Source organism: Nitrosomonas sp. Nm132, from assembly GCF_900100485.1.
In the GTDB taxonomy this organism is placed as follows: Bacteria; Pseudomonadota; Gammaproteobacteria; order Burkholderiales; family Nitrosomonadaceae; genus Nitrosomonas.
Window position 1 is genome coordinate 62,929 of record NZ_FNDH01000001.1, and the last position, 16,296, is coordinate 79,224.

At 50.0% G+C, this 16,296-nt stretch carries 12 protein-coding genes; 4 read left to right on the forward strand and 8 right to left on the reverse strand.

Annotation, left to right across the window (positions count from 1 at the left end; translation table 11 throughout):
* The first annotated feature begins 192 nt into the window (after nt 1-192).
* From BLP80_RS00235 to BLP80_RS00245, 3 genes are read left to right on the forward strand one after another with little or no spacing between them, the layout of a single operon-like run.
* Nucleotides 193-372: a hypothetical protein gene (locus tag BLP80_RS00235; RefSeq protein ID WP_090538958.1), complete on the forward strand. Its 180-nt coding sequence runs from the start codon at nt 193-195 to the stop codon at nt 370-372.
* Between the two features lie 51 nt (nt 373-423).
* The gene (locus BLP80_RS00240) at nt 424-1,533 is read left to right on the forward strand and encodes a tellurite resistance/C4-dicarboxylate transporter family protein (protein WP_090538960.1); all 1,110 of its coding nucleotides are present in this window, start codon (nt 424-426) and stop codon (nt 1,531-1,533) included.
* 11 nt (nt 1,534-1,544) lie between these two features.
* A complete protein-coding gene (locus tag BLP80_RS00245; protein ID WP_256324889.1) occupies nt 1,545-2,726 on the forward strand; it encodes a L,D-transpeptidase family protein in 1,182 nt (393 codons plus the stop codon).
* Between the two features lie 335 nt (nt 2,727-3,061).
* On the opposite strand, the gene BLP80_RS00250 is transcribed toward BLP80_RS00245, so the two are convergent.
* Nucleotides 3,062-3,559, reverse strand: a complete 498-nt coding sequence (locus BLP80_RS00250; RefSeq protein ID WP_256324890.1) for a uracil-DNA glycosylase family protein — start codon at nt 3,557-3,559, stop codon at nt 3,062-3,064.
* A gap of 1,006 nt (nt 3,560-4,565) precedes the next feature.
* Between BLP80_RS00250 and BLP80_RS00255 the strand changes: the two genes are divergently transcribed.
* The gene (locus BLP80_RS00255; RefSeq protein ID WP_176754216.1) at nt 4,566-4,985 is read left to right on the forward strand and encodes a CVNH domain-containing protein; all 420 of its coding nucleotides are present in this window, start codon (nt 4,566-4,568) and stop codon (nt 4,983-4,985) included.
* Nucleotides 4,986-5,342: 357 nt separating this feature from the next.
* Here BLP80_RS00255 and BLP80_RS00260 read toward each other — a convergent pair whose 3' ends face one another.
* The 7 genes from BLP80_RS00260 to glgP form a co-directional block, all read right to left on the reverse strand.
* A complete protein-coding gene (locus BLP80_RS00260; protein ID WP_090538966.1) occupies nt 5,343-5,621 on the reverse strand; it encodes a high-potential iron-sulfur protein in 279 nt (92 codons plus the stop codon).
* 440 nt (nt 5,622-6,061) lie between these two features.
* On the reverse strand, nt 6,062-6,616 hold the full coding sequence (locus BLP80_RS00265; protein ID WP_090538968.1) for a hypothetical protein: 555 nt from the start codon (nt 6,614-6,616) through the stop codon (nt 6,062-6,064).
* Nucleotides 6,617-6,836: 220 nt separating this feature from the next.
* On the reverse strand, nt 6,837-10,343 hold the full coding sequence (locus tag BLP80_RS00270; protein ID WP_090538970.1) for a DEAD/DEAH box helicase: 3,507 nt from the start codon (nt 10,341-10,343) through the stop codon (nt 6,837-6,839).
* A 27-nt stretch (nt 10,344-10,370) separates the two neighbouring features.
* The gene (locus BLP80_RS00275) at nt 10,371-10,892 is read right to left on the reverse strand and encodes a DUF3617 domain-containing protein (protein ID WP_090538972.1); all 522 of its coding nucleotides are present in this window, start codon (nt 10,890-10,892) and stop codon (nt 10,371-10,373) included.
* Between the two features lie 85 nt (nt 10,893-10,977).
* Entirely contained in the window at nt 10,978-12,249 is a 1,272-nt protein-coding gene (locus tag BLP80_RS00280; RefSeq protein WP_090538973.1) for a hypothetical protein, read from the reverse strand.
* A gap of 272 nt (nt 12,250-12,521) precedes the next feature.
* Complete coding sequence (tal, locus tag BLP80_RS00290) at nt 12,522-13,625, reverse strand: transaldolase (protein WP_090538976.1); 1,104 nt, start codon at nt 13,623-13,625, stop codon at nt 12,522-12,524.
* Nucleotides 13,626-13,729: 104 nt separating this feature from the next.
* Entirely contained in the window at nt 13,730-16,294 is a 2,565-nt protein-coding gene (gene glgP / locus BLP80_RS00295) for an alpha-glucan family phosphorylase (protein WP_256324891.1), read from the reverse strand.
* Nucleotides 16,295-16,296 lie beyond the last annotated feature (2 nt).

Here is a 16,296-nt window from a genome sequence, read left to right on the forward strand (position 1 = left end):
AATAACGCTCCACCAGCCTTCTTTTTCTTAGTTTCCTCAGATTATGGATGCATTAAACAAACGCCGCAAAGCGATTGTAAGCCTGCGGGATAGCCTGTAATCTTCTCATAATTTTGTATAATGATGCTGTAAAAAGATTTTCAGCAAGCTGATTGAAATCATTGAAATATCATTTGCTACAGGAATTTACGAATGAAGGAAAAACAGATACTGAGCATGGTGGCTTTCCTGATGATACTGCCCCTGCTATCCGGTTGCTGGACGTTGGTTGCGGCGGGTGCGGGCGCTTATGGAGGGTATAAGATGAAAGAGAATGGCTATACCTTACAAAATCCGGTTACGAAAGAAAAGGGTAGAAAATCAAGTCAGTAAGATTTCCAATATTACTACTGGCGAGAAGAGATTAATTATATTGACGCTATCATGAAACGGTGCAGCGTCATCCTCAGCAACGGTATAAAGGATTTTCATCCCGCCTATTTTGCCATGGTAATGGCCACCGGTATCATGTCGATTGCTTTTGAAGCCATGACTTTCCCCGGCATAGCGAAGGCGCTTTTCACGCTGAATCTGATTTTTTATCTGATCTTGTGCACCATCCTGGCTGCGCGGACGGCTTTTTTCCGGCCAGATTTAATGGTGGACTTGAGAACTCCGCGGCGTGCAGTACTTTTTCTGACGTTCGTGGTTGGCACCAATACCATCGGCATGCAGCTTGTCACCTTCCAGCAGGCAACGGGATGGGCCATTGGGTTAGGGCTGGTTGCCCTGATTGGCTGGTTCGGATGTCTCTATTTCATCGCGCTCGATTTTATCGCTATGCAAGGCAAACCCCTGCACGAAATCGTGAACGGCGCGACCTTGCTGGTGGTCGTCAGCACCGTATCGATATCCCTGCTGGGAATTCATCTTCTGGATGCAATGGAAGTCCATACCAGCTATGCCTATTTTATGGCAGGAAGTTTCTGGGTTGTAGGTTATATTCTGTATCTGCTGATCATAACAATATTGACCTATCGCCTGTTTTTCAGGCGATTTAAACCTGGAGATTGGGATGCGCCTTACTGGATCTGCATGGGGGCAGCGGCAATCATTGTTCTGGCGGGCTCCGAGCTCGTCATGCGCATGCCTACCCTGCCAGGATGGGAAGACATTCGGCAAACCGTTTTGTGGATGACCGGGGTTGCATGGAGTATGGGAACATTGTGGACTCCCTATCTACTGGTCATGGATATCCGGAAATTCACCCGCGTGGGGATCACAGCTTCAGCGCCCATGTGGATAAAAACTCTTCCGTGGTCAAGACTGGCGTTTGGCAGGCAATATCATGCCTACGATCCTCCTTCATGGAGCAGGGTTTTCCCCATGGGGATGTACGCGGCCTGCACACTTTCCCTGGCGAAAGCGACAAGCTTCGGATCGCTGGCGATAATTCCCCAATATTGGGGCTGGTTTGCGCTGCTGGTCTGGTCTCTGACATTGATTGGCATGCTACGCTTTGTAATTAATATGGTTATGATCTCCCCACATTAAGATGAATTCACATGTCTAATCTTTTCGAGTTGCAGATGAGTAGAACACTTTCATCGTCGTCGCGTTATGGTTGGGTGTGCAGTTTGCTCAGCGTCCTTTTTCTTCTGGGCGGCTGCCAGTCGTTTCTGACCAGCCAATCGGCATTGCCCACTCCAGCAACCAAGCCGTTACCCATTGCGGTGGCCAGCCATGAATTCAGCTTCGACCCCGTCCGCGAGGATGTGGTCGGCACACTGCGAGTCATCACCGTTAACGAAGAGGACACGCTCTCCGATATCGCCCGGCGATTCAACCTAGGTTATGAAGAGATCGTGAACGCCAACCCCGATGTCGATCCCTGGCTACCGGGAACAGGCACCGAAATCGTGATTCCCACCCAGTTCGTGCTGCCTGACGCACCGCGCAAAGGCATCGTGATCAATCTCGCGGCGATGCGGTTATTTTATTTTCCGAAGGCAGCGCCTGGCGAGCCGCAGAAGGTCATTACCCATCCGCTTGGTATCGGACGCGTGGAATGGAAAACACCGGAAGGTACGACCAAAATCGCCTCCAAGAAGGAGAATCCCACCTGGATACCGACACCTTCCATCCGCAAAGAACACGCGAAGAATGGTGATCCGCTGCCCGCCGTCGTACCGCCCGGCCCGGACAACCCGATGGGCAGCCATGTGCTGAAATTGGCCTGGCCGAACTACGCCATTCACGGCACCGACAAGCCGCCGAGCATCGGTCTGCGCGGTAGCCACGGCTGTCTGCGCATGTATCCCGAAGACATCGCGCGCATCTACGGCAAGGTCCCGGTTGGCACGCCGGTGCGAGTGGTGAATCAGCCCCGCCTGCTCGGCTGGCGCGGCCGGGCGCTGTACCTGCAAGCCTACCCCATCCTGGAAGACGACAAGCGCAATCACGATAAGCTGCTCAAGAAATCGTTGCGCGCCGCGCGCTCAACGCCCAAGGAAAAGCGCAATGCGCAACACCAGGTCCGGATCAACCAAATCTTGTTCAACGAAGTGATTCGCAGCCCGCGCGCCATAGCCATACCAGTCACACAACCGCATATGACCCTGCAGACCTATCTAGACCGCACCGCGCGCGCGCAGAATACGCTGCCGCTCAACGCCACCTGGAACGGTGACATGAGCGGACAGCTGACAGCAACCGAAGTGCTGGAAATGGCGGATCAGGAACCGTAGCCGTTCTCGCCACGCAGGATGGGCAAATCGTCGCCATTGGCCCGAATATTTCATAAATTCGCGTGATGATCACGCAGGATTTTGATTAATAGGGAAGTTTTGAAAAGGAGGGGTATAGTGATTCATACACCCGACTGAGCAAAATCTTTCTTATTAATCAAAAGGCAAGTGAAGACACGTGCCAATTTATGAAATATTCGGGCTAGCACTGTTAAACTGATTGCGCCGATAACGATGAGGAGATTGACTGGCAATATTACTGGGGAAATTGATTGACATTCAAATAACTTGAGAAACGGCCAGGAATGGCTCGTCAAGCCCCTCCAATGACAGGACTAACCATGACGTTCGAGCACTTCCGACACGCGCGCTCGAAGGGCAGGAATCAGCTCTTCCTCGAACCACGGATTGCGCTTGAGCCACAGATTATTGCGCGGGCTCGGATGAGGAAGGGGAACAATATCAGGCCAGTTCTTCCGCCATGCTCGAACGGTCTCGGTCAGCGATGCTCTTTCGTTTGGCAGGTGATAGGCTTGTGCGTACTGTCCCAGTACCAGCGTGAATTGGAGATTCTTTAAGTAGGACAGCAATGCCGCCCGCCACGCTAGCGCGCATTCGGGTCGCGGAGGCAAATCGCCGGATTGGCCTGTTCCGGGAAAGCAGAAACCCATCGGCAGGATGGCTACTTGCCTGGGGTCATAGAACGTTTCGCACGAGATCCCCAACCATGCGCGCAGCCTGTCACCGCTTGGATCATTGAACGGAATGCCCGTTTCGTGCACCCTCTTGCCTGGTGCCTGCCCTGCAATCAAGATGCGAGCCGACTCATGCACCTGGAAGACCGGACGCGGACCAAGCGGCAAATGTTCAGCGCAAAGCGTGCAGGCACGCACATCATTGATCAGCGAGGTGAAGGAAGTCATGTCATGCGAGTCTGATGGCTAACACCATGTTAAGCGACCATCGGCCGATAGTATTTGATTCACGCGAAGTTCTTCCTCCCAGGGGCGTTGCTTTTTAGCACCCAAGATAATTGGTGCCCCCCCTCTAATCCATGCTCATCAGCATTCTCATATAAGGCAGCGCCCTCAATCGTCAATTCCAAGCTGGCAAAATGGACTGGATTATTCCTGCCAAATTCATACAGCACCCACTTACCCGCACCGTCCTTGCGGAAGATTTCTGTTTTTCGTCGGAAGGAAACTGCCGGTATTTCTCAAATTTATTTCCTCCGTAAGAAGGGACAGGTCTATATTTAATATCATAAAATATAGACCTGTCCCCAACAATGGGTGTTTATATAAAAGTAGTGTGACTGCTGACTGCCATAACTTTTAAAAAAGCTTTTTAGCACTTTTCTTACATCAAATTTAGAATTCTGCTTATTTTATATTTCTTCAGAAAATTGTAACCTTTATTAAATTAAGCTATTAGAAGCTACAAGTTAAAAGTTAACACCAAATTTACACCAATCCCTACAAATTCATTGCTTTAGAGTTTTAAAAATTAATTAAAACATTGTTTGTAAATTCATTCGCTATAAAAAATTTTTGAGTGAGATCTGACTTTAAGTATCGACATAGTTAGAGCTTTAAGTTTTATTTGGCTTCGTTATAAGTTTGATCTTTAATTTCAATATTCTGTTAGGCGTATCTGGTAATCACCGATTGCACACCTAACAAACAAAGCCATCATCCAATTGCTGCTTATATTATGGGTGTTGGATCGAGGATGATGTGCAGTTGACGGTTAAGATTGTCGTGCTGTTCATCATGATATAGCTGGGGTATGTTGTTTTTGTACCTATTTATTTTGACTAAAATAGAAAAAGGTTTAACAATGACTAAGATTATCATTTCAGCAGCCATTTTGGTTTTTTCTGCGTTCGCGTTGCAAACACCCGCTTATGCTGATAATCCAGCGGGATCTTATCAGCAAACGTGCACTAATATCGTTCTGAAAGGAGAAACGCTGAGCGCGAGTTGTACCCGTTTCGATGGATCGAAGAAGAATAGCGAACTGCCATTCGCAACTTCTTGCGTGGGAATCATCAGTAACGTCGATGGTAACCTAGTTTGCACTGGCCCCACCGGTTCCTTTGCCAGAACTTGCAAAGATTCGTCAGTAGCAAACAACAAACTGTCTGCAACTTGTCAAAAAATTGATGGCAGTTGGGTGTCTTCCAGCACCAGTTTTAGCGGTTTTCAACATCCTGTAACCAACTGCAATGGTCAATTGGTTGACAAGCCGGATTGTTAATAAAGTATAGTTTGTATTTAGGGTAGTTCTATCCCTGAAAATTTGCGCTAAACTGGAGTCTCAGGAGCCACGAGAATCATGTGCGATTCCTGGGACATTTCCATATAAGCGCACTGAACCTTAATGTTGCTTACGCATTGTTCGGATCCCCCGTATTATTCATGATTCAACCTCTAGCTCGTAATCAAAGTAGTGGAATTCTATATAGAAATAGTGATAGCTACTACCTTCCTTACATGCCATAAGCATAATGAGTAAGGAGGGACAGGTCTATATTTAATATCATAAAATATAGACCTGTCCCCAACAATGCTGTTAGCTCCTGTGGATAAGGATATAAGTAATCAGCGTACTCAATTACGATTTTGGGGCATACGCATTACACCAACCTTCAGGGCTTATGCTGCCTTCTACAACTTTGCATTCGCCGCTAACTTCAGGTGTCTTGCCTGGGATGAATTGCATGCAATTACTACATTTTTCCTTCCCGTTTGGGTTGTTACGATACTGCATTGCTTCCTTGGAAGCTTTTGCCGCTTTCACCTGGTCAGTGAATGCACTCACAAAGGGAACGGTAGCACCTAATGCCATGAGTTTTATTATCTTACGACGCGAGAATTTCTTTTGATGATTCATAATCTCTCCTCGGATTCGGATAAGTTAAAATACAACAACGGCTAGGTATTTCTTCTGGCAAATAAATTTCTGAATTTGATTGATGTTTCATTCTCAAATCCAAAGAATTATTCTAATCCTTTTTTTTGTGATGTAAGACTTCAATTATTAATCGGCAAATCAACTTTCTCAATGCTTCATCTCATTGTTGACGTACTGCATCAAACGTTCGATCAGTAGATGAGCATACCGTTTTATCGTTAAAGCCATTCCGCAAAAATTTTTACACCCGCATGCGCGTAAGAAGGGACACGCGTAAGAAGGGACAGGTCTATATTTTATTATATAAAATATAGACCTGTCCCCAACAATATTAATTTTCCACACTATGCTCAATTGCAAGACGCGCCCCCATTTTTTTCACGACCCCATTTTTTCACGTTATTTTCTACATCAGGAAATTAGAAAATACCAAAACGTTTCTTTTTACCAACTCCGCTTCTAAGATACTCCAATAACTGACCTATTTTTATATGAAGAGCAACTTGAGCACCTGGGTTGAGGTTGGAAAAAAGCGCCATAATAGAAGTGGCTGCCGTAAGTCCATCTAACACTTGGCCCAAGGAATTATCTCCGCTTTTATTGTTAGGCGATATTAAAACGTATTCCGTGTGAAGGGTGCTTGGCGCAATCTCGACTACGATAAATGTGTCAAAAAAATTTATTAAGAATTCATACGGAAATTTTTTATGGACATCATACTGACTAACAAAATCATATTTTACAAGTATGTTACTGATATCGAATTTTGCTAAAAATCGATATTTCTCAAAGAAAAAACGAGCGGACTCCTTAGCGGGGCCTCCGTTAAGTATAATTTCTGGAATATGATCAGCTATTACATAATCACTAACCACATAATTATCTAAGAGCTTATCAATTGACGAATTAAAGAGCTTCTTAATGGGGATTTTTTTAGTAATTGCATCGTTTATCAATTCATGTGTAAGAAACATATTATTCGCTTCCGTAATTAAGTTATTCTTCTTTTACGGCGTGCGATCTTAGCCCTTTAGGGTTATCTAAAAATGCAGAAGGCTGAGAATCTTAGATATCTCTGTTTTACCCGCAACATGAACCTACCACCCTCTCTCTCCTTCATTATTCACGGTAGTAAGAAGGGACAGGTCTATATTTAATATCATAATATATAGACCTGTCCCCAACAATGCACTTTCATCCCAAACTGAACACGTCTTTAAGCTCGGCATTGCTTAGATTCCCCATCCATTTTTCCCCGATACCGACGGTCAGGTCAGCCAGCTCGCGTTTGGATTGAATCATGTCATTGATGCGTTCCTCGAAGGTGGCGCGGGTAATCAGGCGATGGACCTGGACATTATGCTGCTGGCCGATGCGATAGGCCCGATCGGTTGCTTGCGCTTCCACAGCGGGATTCCACCATAGATCGAAATGAATCACATTGGTGGCCGCTGTCAGATTAAGACCGGTGCCACCTGCCTTTAGCGACAACAAAAAAACGCGCTCGGTACGATCATGCTGGAATCGTTCCACCATGATATCGCGTGTTTTTCGTGCGACACCGCCATGCAGGAACTGGGGTTCCCGCCCATACCGCGTTTTGATCCATGCCGCCAGTAAATCTCCTGCTTCGCGAAATTGCGTAAATACCAGTACTTTTTCATGGGCTGCGAAGATGGGATCGAGCAGATCGAGAAACAGTTCTGCTTTGCCGGACAGGCTCGCGTCGCTGTCTCCTTTCTTGAGATACTGCGCCGGATGATTGCAGATTTGCTTCAAGGCCATGATCATTTGCAGAATTAGCCCCTCACGCTTGAAGGTGTCGGATTCGCCATTGATGACCTGCAACGCTTCACGCACGACGGATTCATACAAGGCCGCCTGTTTGTTAGTCAGCTCGCAATATTGATTCTGTTCGATCTTGTCGGGCAAATCACTGATAATGCTTTTATCTGATTTAAGGCGTCGCAGCAAGAACGGACTGGTGACGCGTTTGAAACGCTGCGCCACTTGCTGATCATGGTCGTTTTGTATGGGTACGGCAAACTCTTTGGTGAAATGAGTGAGATTGCCCAGAAAGCCGCGATTGGCAAAATCCATAATGCTCCAGTATTCAGCTAGCCGGTTTTCAACCGGTGTGCCCGTCAAGGCGACGAAGGAAGAGGCAGGAATGGATTTCACAGCCTTGGTTTGTGCAGCAACGGAGTTTTTGATGTTCTGCGCTTCATCGACAATGACGATGCGCCAGGAAAGCTTCTTGAGCTTGGCGAGATCGGTACGTACCCTGCCGTAGGTAGTGAGTAGCACATCCGCCCGCTCTTTTGCCAACATCCGCTCCGCACCATGAAAAAGGTGTACCGTCAGGGTCGGTGCAAATCGCGCAATTTCTTTGGTCCAGTTGGTAAGCAAACTGGTCGGCACAATCACCAGCGCCTTTGCCTCATGCAGGCTTCCTTCTTCTTTGAGTTTCAGTAAAGTAACAATTACCTGGAGTGTTTTTCCCAGCCCCATGTCATCGGCCATAACGCTGCCAAATCCGGCCCGAATATTGCGATACAGCCAGGCATAGCCGCGTTCCTGGTACGGCCGCAAGATTGCATTGAGCTCGCTGGGCAACGGCACATTGCTGATCTCAGTCAACTCACGAATGATATCCCGCGCTTTTGCGTCCAGACTGATAGGCGTGCCAAGATACTCCTCGCTCAGGGCGGTGCGTAACAGCTCAGCCGGGGTAATGCGAGGCGGTTTTTCTAGTTGCCGGCGCAACCGTTCAATGTCGGCAGGCTCGAGATAGACATATTCACCCTTGAAGCGCACGACGCCATGGGCAGTCTTGACCAATTCCTCAAACTCGGCCCTGGTGAGCTGGGTATTGCCAATCGCCACCGTCCAGTCAAAACCAAAAATATCATTCGCATTGAGAAAACCTGTGCTGCCGGTGTTTTTGCTGGATAACTTCATCGATAGCCGAGGCCGCAGGAGGTGATCGAGCGCTTTGGGCAGCAATGCGCGTATACCAAGCAGCCGGATTATCGGCAGCGTATCGAATAGAAAGGCGGGGAAAGTTTCAGGACTCAGTGCGACCGGGGCAGTAGCACCCGCACTGATATAGTGATTGAAGGCGGGAAAAAATTCGGCGAGTAATGATACCGTTTGCAGCACGCCGTAGCGATTTGTCTGCCATGCTTTATCCGTCAGCAAGCGAGCGAATGGCACAGGCTCCTGCAAAGGATTATCGCGTGCGACCACCCCCAGCGACAGACTGAATTCCGCTCCGTTATCCTCCAGCTGCAATACCGGCACATAAGTTTGCTGACCAACATGAAAGCGCGACAACCACAATTGCACGCCGGAGCCTACTTCCCCTTCGCCCGGTCCATCAAACCGGGCATGGCCGCGACCAAAAAACAGGTCGAGTAGTTTGTTGCCATACGGTTTCTGGTTGCGAGCATCGCCCCAATAGCGGATCAACTCACCTAAAAACAAGCTGCATAATGCAAGCACTTGCGCTTCACCAGTGGGATTAACCGCCTTCTTGCCGCTGCGATAAGCCAGCAATCCTGGCGGCAGCAGCGATGCCAGTCGATTGACCAAGGTCCTGACGGCCTCATCCAACATCGCTGGTAACCAGCGCAAGCCTGCTTCCGATTCGCCCACTGCGAACACTTGAGGCAAGACCGCGCCTTGTGCTAGCAGATGCAGGCTAACCATGCGAGCATGGTACATGGCGGCTACCTCTGGTTGGAGATCAGGCAAATCAGCTTCGACAAGCTGCTGCAGTGTGAATACCCAATCTATCCAGCGCGCCTGCACTGTTAATCCGGCAAGGGCGGGTTGATAGGTGTGATCAAGCACAACACGCGGTTTATCTGCCGGGGTAATGGCTACTGACTTGATATCAGCCATCGCTGCAACTGTTTTAAGCGCAAGACGAGCTTGCTTGATGACGCGCTTCATCACTTTTTCGTAGATGATGCGAAAATCGCCTTGCCGAAAGAAAGCGGGATTCGCAGGCAATACGCTCATCAGGGAAGCCGCAAGATCAGGCAAGATGGAATAATCGAGTGTGCTGTAATCCTCCAGGCCAGCACTATCCTGCACCAGGGCTGCCTGCTGCTGCGACGGCTGATCCAGCAAGGCCGTTACCGTCGGCAAAGTCGCCTTGGCCTCGCGCTCGATCGAAATATGACGTGCTGCCAGCTCCTTAGTAAGATCGACTCCCTTCAATGAAAATACCAGAAAGGGATTGCCATCGATTTCCCGACTGATCAGATAAATCACCGCGGCCAGGTGTTTACATGGCACAGCCCAATCCGGACAAGAGCAGGACATGGAAAGATCGGTCCAGCGCGCCGGGAAAATATCGACCTTAAGTGCTTTGGCACGTTCCAGAACTGCGGGATCTAGCTCACGATTGAGCATTTTCGAGATAATGACCGGATCGAGTGCCAGCGCATCAAGTAAAGCTTTAGCCTGTTGCTGAGGCATGGCCGGGACCTTGATTGCCACGTCATAAGGGCGAGGGCGCGAGCCTTTTACCTTGGCATGAATTTTTCCATGCTGAATTTCAATTTTCGTTACCGCTCCCTTGTTGGCATAACTGCGTCCACGTGGCAGGCGGTTGTCATAATCAATTTGTGAGAGGGAATTAAGCCACTGCGCTCCCCACCAGGTTTGGCCATAGCCTCTATGTGCTGTCATTGCTTAATAATCACCATTTCCGATGCCTTATCGCAAAGGCTGCACCGCTTCACAGCGCTCGCCTATCCATCGGCCTGTGGTATCGGCATGGGCGTAGATTGGCGTACCCTGCACTACGCTTTCAAACTCCGTTTGTCCCGAGAAGCTCTCAGGCGTCATAAAAACACCTTCCGCATGACCCTTTCCTTTGAATTGCGGGTTATCGCACATCAATTCCATCTGATAACGATTGCCCGTTCGGGTGGCATTTGTGACCGTGCAGCCAGACTGATTTTCGTAGAGATAAGAAGGTACCTCCTGCTTGGCCATTTCCGGCGTAATACAAACTTTGGAGGTCGCCGCGCCATTGCGGATTTGAGGCATCTCCAAGCCATACTGCCTGGCCAGGGCGGTAAGTTGCTGCATTTGCTCCGAAGGGATGTGAGGTACCAGTGCCAATAAATCAGACTGGGTCGTCACCTCCCATAATCCCGGCCGGATGATGTTCTCCGCCCAGCTCGCTGTCGACAGGGTTGCTGACAGTAATATGAATAAAACGATGCTGCGCATAGTGATTCCTTAAAACGATTAATACTAGCGCCGCTTCATGCCATTTTCCACACTTTTTATTTTCTTTCTGCCGCTAGCCAGCTCTTTATTGTCCATTCGGCACTGACTCCAGCCAAGTACACCGCTCGGCGACTTCGGGGTCCACTTCGCTATGGCCAATCCCTCTGGCGATAAGGCCGATCACTCTCGGATCATTGTCGTACTCGGTATGAGCAGCCAGGGGATTGGCAAACTGTCCCACGAAAATATCCGTTACATCAGACACGTTTAGGATAGCGTTGGTCAAGGTTGGACAAAGACGCGAATCCACATACTCATTGATAAAGCTGGGAGGAAGCGCGTAGCTAAATAAATCGTTAGGATCGCTTAAGGCAATGAGATGAGTATTGCGGAAGATTCTTTCCGTTTCATGGGCAGCCTCCGGGCCACAAATCTCAGCGATCCGGCCGGTAACCTGCGGCTTGGGTTGCCCCAACTGCAGCAACGGCAACTGGTTGGAAAGCATAAAAACGGTGAATTCCTTTTGCTGGAGGAGACGTTTTTGTGCCATAACAGTGCTCCTTGTTTTTGTGGGAAGATGGGTCACTGCAGCATGTTGCAGGGGCTGTAAATTACCGGCAACAGCGGCTTCCGGCTTGGTGATGTCACTGACGAGACTCGCTATCCATTGCAGCGCATCCACGGTAATCCGGCTGCCAAGACTGTGTGTGATAAAGACAAACTCATCATCCAGCCGGTCAATGCTGGTGGAAACGCTTGCATCGCAGAATTGCGCAGTCTTGGTCTGAAGTGACGCCCAGCTTTCACTCATGAGCCAGCAGAGAGACTGACCGACAGAAACATGGATCTGTTGCCGTGAGGTGCCATTGAACATCATCACATCCGGGATGGTGTCATTGACGAATACCTTCATGATATTGTTGATGGGTGCGCGCCGGAAGGAATATTCACCCGAGTTATCAAAGTTAATGGTTTGCTTTTCCTTCGCTATGATGGGATTCCAGGTAAGTTCTGCGAAAATAATCTCCCTGCCCTCATCGGTATTCAAGTAGCGTGTCAGGCGGAGCAATCCCAGCTCCTGATCCAAAAACCTCGGATGGGTGATAGTTATCTCCTTGACCGTCTCCTGAACACGATTGAGAGAAAGGGCCTGCGCCAGATTCTCGGCCAGGCGGGTAGAGTAACCTGGCTGATGAGAACCGATACCATGCACCACAAGCACCTTAAGCACGGGATGATCACCCTTGCTTATTTGAGCTGCCTGCTGCTGTCTCTTTAACTTGGTTTCCAATCCCTCGAACGGACGGCCACGCACATAGCACTTGCGGACATTCTCTTTCTTACCTTGTCCGCTCATGACTGCCTCCGTAACCCCTTTAGCGAAGCTGGCGCAACCTGAAGAGAGTATTGCAAAGATTAGCGGGGATATCATCGCGATAACCCTTGGAATCCAGACAAATCGACTGGGTATCATGTTCTTTTCCGGAAATATACTCATCATACTTCAAAATTCGGTATCAATCTTCTCCCGCTGGGAGAAGGCTGGATGAGGGATTATGAAGTATGATGAGTATAAATTAATGAAAATGACACCGGATATCCTCGTCAACTTGCCAGGCAAAACACAGGTTACCCGTGGTTTATCCGTTCCAGCAATTTATCGAAAGGCGCACTAAATTTTTGCACGCCTTCCGCTTCCAGTTGCTCGCCGACTGCCTCAAGGTCAATGCCGAATTCATGGAGTTTTCCTGGCAAGGCACGGGCCTCATCCAATCCCTGCCCGCTCCATAATACAGGGTGACCATGATCACGATAAGCAGCCAGTGTCTGGGGTGGCATCGTATTGATGGTATCCTTGATGATTAAAGGTTCGACATATTTGATATCGCTGTAAGCAGGATCTTTAGTACCCGTGCTCGCCCAGAGCAACCGCTGGGCTCGCGCGCCCCGGCTGGCCAAGGATTGCCAGCGGTTATCGTTAACCCAATGCTGGTAGTGCTGATAGGCAAGGTAGGCGCAGGCGATGGCAGCCTGACCACGTAAAGCACCGGCAGATTTGCCCTCCTCCGTTTTGACAAGCTCATCCAGGCGTTGATCCACCAACACATCAATGCGACTCAGGAAAAAGCTGGCGACGGAAGCAATGTGATCAACAGGCTTATGCTGCGCCACGCGGGTTTCCAGCCCCCTCATGAATGCATCGGCGACCTGTCGATAACGTTCCACACTGAACAATATGGTCACGTTGATGTTGATCCCCTCAGCAATGAGATGCTCAATCGCAACCAATCCTGCCTGGGTTGCCGGCACCTTGATCAAGACGTTAGGGCGGTTGAGGGCTGCCCATAACCGCTTAGCCTCGCTAATGGTTTGTTCAGTATCGTAAGCAAGATGGGGTGAAACCTCCAAACTGACAAAACCATCATGGCCGTTCGATTCATCGTAGAGACGCCGAAACAAATCGGCTGCCCGGCCCACATCGTCCAGGGCTAACGCCTCAAAAATCTCTTTGGGTGGCCTCCCACTGCGCTTAAGCGATGAAATCGCTTCATCGTAGTCATGATGTTCGCTGATCGCCTTTTCAAAAATAGCCGGGTTGGAAGTCATCCCCGCCAGTCCGTCTTCCTCTATCATTCTGCTGATCTCACCGTTTTCCAGCATGTTGCGCTGGATGTAGTCGAGCCAGATGCTCTGGCCAAGTGCCCTGATCTGCTGCAATGGATTAATCGTCATAACACACCTCCTTTTCTTTTTTAGGCCATCACATGACCATAGGGTTCCATGGATTGACAACATACATGGCCGCAGCTCAGGCTGAAGCCTCTGGGATCGCGCGATCAGGGTGAATTCCTGGACAATGTTGCCGTGCCTGACCACCACTGGATCAGGTTGTTCTCAATGGGGATGCAGGCATCTGCATGGTATGCTACACAGCGTGGCGTGAAATCGGTGTGAGGGCGCGTGACACGTAAATGACTTCTATAAAGATAGCCATTTAAAGCCCCTGGAATACTGGCATGGCGCTGCATCGCCTCGCAAACAGGCACGCCCTCACCTGCCGACTCTGCATAAAGCTGGATCTGCACAGACTCGGGCAAAATCTCCCCCAGATAAATCTGTACTTCAAATACCCAGCCCTCTTTTTCTGCGGACACAGTCAGATTGCCCCAATGCACTTGATGCCAGTTTCGCCTTAACCGTTCATCCCATAGGCGTAGTTCTTTGGCCACAACGCTTCCCTGGGCGGTTCGCTGTTGAAAGGTCATGGCGGCGGGAAGATACAGCTTTTCGACATATTCGCGCGCCATGCGATTGCTGCTGAACTGCGGGGCGAGACGGGCCATACTGGCGCGCATGCGGGCGACCCAGGCTCTGGGGATACCTCTTGCGTCGCGATCATAGAACATCGGCACAATCTCTTCCTCCAGAAGATGATAGAGTTGTTCGGCTTCCACGCCATCCCAACCGGGCTCGCTATGTTCCTTGCCATCCCCTATCGCCCAGCCAACTTCCGGGGTGTAGGCTTCCGCCCACCAGCCATCCAGTTCCGAAAGATTCAATCCGCCGTTCACCAGAATTTTCATGCCGCTGGTGCCACTGGCTTCCCACGGTCGGCGTGGCGTGTTGATCCATACATCCACGCCTTGCACTAGCTCCTGCGCCAGGGCAATGTCGTAATCTTCGAGAAATACGACATGGTTACGAATCACAGGCTGCGCAGCAAACTGCGCCCATTGCTGAATAAAGTGTTTTCCCTCATGGTCGGCGGGGTGGGCCTTGCCGGCGACAACGAGTTGCACCGGCCGTTCCGGATGGGAGAGGAGCCGAATCAGGCGTTCAACATCATGCAGCAACAGGTTGGGACGCTTGTAAGCGGTGAAGCGCCGCGCAAATCCGAGGGTTAACACATTGGGATCCAGAATCCGGTCAGCCTGATTAATGATCTCCGTCTCTGCGCCCCTTTGACCCAATTGCAAGCGAAGCCGTTGTCGCGCGTGGCGCACCAGGTCAGCACGCTCCTGACCACAGAGGGTCCAGAGCGTAGCGTCATCCAATTTGTTAATTTCCGCGGCAAGCGTTTCTGCCGTACCAAGCCAGCGATCCTTGCCACAAGAATGCGTCCAAATCTCGTCAGCCCAGGGAGAATCCCACGATGGCACATGCACGCCATTGGTTACATAGCTGACCGGTACTTCACACTCAGGCCAGTGGGGGTATAAATCCTGGAAAATACCTTGACTGACTTTGCCATGCAGACGGCTCACGCCATTCATCATGCCGCATGTTCGTGCCGCCAGATAAGCCATATTGAAGGACTCATTGTCATCATGCCCATTACGGCGGCCCAGCGCCACTAATTCGTCTGGCGCCACACCGAGATCTTTGGCGTAAATCAAGCCGTATTTTGCGAGCAATTCCCGTGGAAAGGTATCAAAACCGGCTGCTACCGGGGTATGGGTGGTGAAGATGTTGCCCGGCCGGGTCGCCCAAAGCGCTTCCCAGAAATCCACCTGCCGCTTTTCCCGAAAGCATCGGGCGCGCTCCAGCGTAACGAAAGCGGCATGGCCTTCATTCAAATGACAGATGTCGATTGCCAGACCCAATGCTTCAATTAACCGCCATCCCCCTATTCCCAGAACGATCTCCTGCACCAACCGGATTTCCTCTCCGCCACCATAGAGTTTGCTGGTAATGCCCCGATCAAGCGCACTGTTCAGAGGATTGTTGCTATCGAGTAAATACAAACTCACCCGCCCCACTTGCGCTTCCCAGACATGCAAGCGCACCGTGCGCCCGGGTAACTCGATGGGTATGGATAACCAGGTGCCATTATGGGTCAACACGGGACGTAGCGGCAGCGTGCTGGAATCGTTATAAGGATAAATCTCTTGCTGCCAACCGTTGCCATCCAATACCTGGCGAAAATAACCTTCCTGATACAGCAGACCGATCGCAGTCACGGGCACGGCCAGATCACTGGCAGCCTTGAGGTAATCGCCCGCCAATACACCCAGACCCCCCGCGTACAATGGTAAAGCCTCACCCAAACCGAATTCCATACTGAAATAGGCGATTCCCTTGAGTTTGGCCTCAGCGTGCACATCCCCGAACCAGCCACAGCACTCGCAGTAATTATTCCGCGCCTCGGTCAAACGATCGAGCTGTTGTTTAAACTGCGTGCTTCGATTTAGTTCTTCCAGCCGTTCATGAGACAAATTTTGCAACACCACAAATGGATTCTCACTTTGCTCCCATAATTGCGGGTCCATCATTTTCCATAGCGCATCACCCGCATGACTCCAGGTCCAGCGCAAGTCCGTCGCCAAGTCTGCGACTTGCTCGACCAGTGGCAACAATTCAGCGGGCAAGTGCTGCAAGTAATGCAGCATTAAGCGGGGCATCT

Coding starts and splice junctions, on each gene's coding strand:
- BLP80_RS00235 (WP_090538958.1), top strand. CDS start 193: ATGAAGGAAAAACAGATACTGAGCATGGTGGCTTTCCTGATGATACTG.
- BLP80_RS00240 (WP_090538960.1), top strand. CDS start 424: ATGAAACGGTGCAGCGTCATCCTCAGCAACGGTATAAAGGATTTTCAT.
- BLP80_RS00245 (WP_256324889.1), top strand. CDS start 1,545: ATGTCTAATCTTTTCGAGTTGCAGATGAGTAGAACACTTTCATCGTCG.
- BLP80_RS00255 (WP_176754216.1), top strand. CDS start 4,566: ATGACTAAGATTATCATTTCAGCAGCCATTTTGGTTTTTTCTGCGTTC.
- BLP80_RS00260 (WP_090538966.1), bottom strand. CDS start 5,621: ATGAATCATCAAAAGAAATTCTCGCGTCGTAAGATAATAAAACTCATG.
- BLP80_RS00265 (WP_090538968.1), bottom strand. CDS start 6,616: ATGTTTCTTACACATGAATTGATAAACGATGCAATTACTAAAAAAATC.
- BLP80_RS00270 (WP_090538970.1), bottom strand. CDS start 10,343: ATGACAGCACATAGAGGCTATGGCCAAACCTGGTGGGGAGCGCAGTGG.
- BLP80_RS00275 (WP_090538972.1), bottom strand. CDS start 10,892: ATGCGCAGCATCGTTTTATTCATATTACTGTCAGCAACCCTGTCGACA.
- BLP80_RS00280 (WP_090538973.1), bottom strand. CDS start 12,249: ATGAGCGGACAAGGTAAGAAAGAGAATGTCCGCAAGTGCTATGTGCGT.
- tal (WP_090538976.1), bottom strand. CDS start 13,625: ATGACGATTAATCCATTGCAGCAGATCAGGGCACTTGGCCAGAGCATC.
- glgP (WP_256324891.1), bottom strand. CDS start 16,294: ATGCCCCGCTTAATGCTGCATTACTTGCAGCACTTGCCCGCTGAATTG.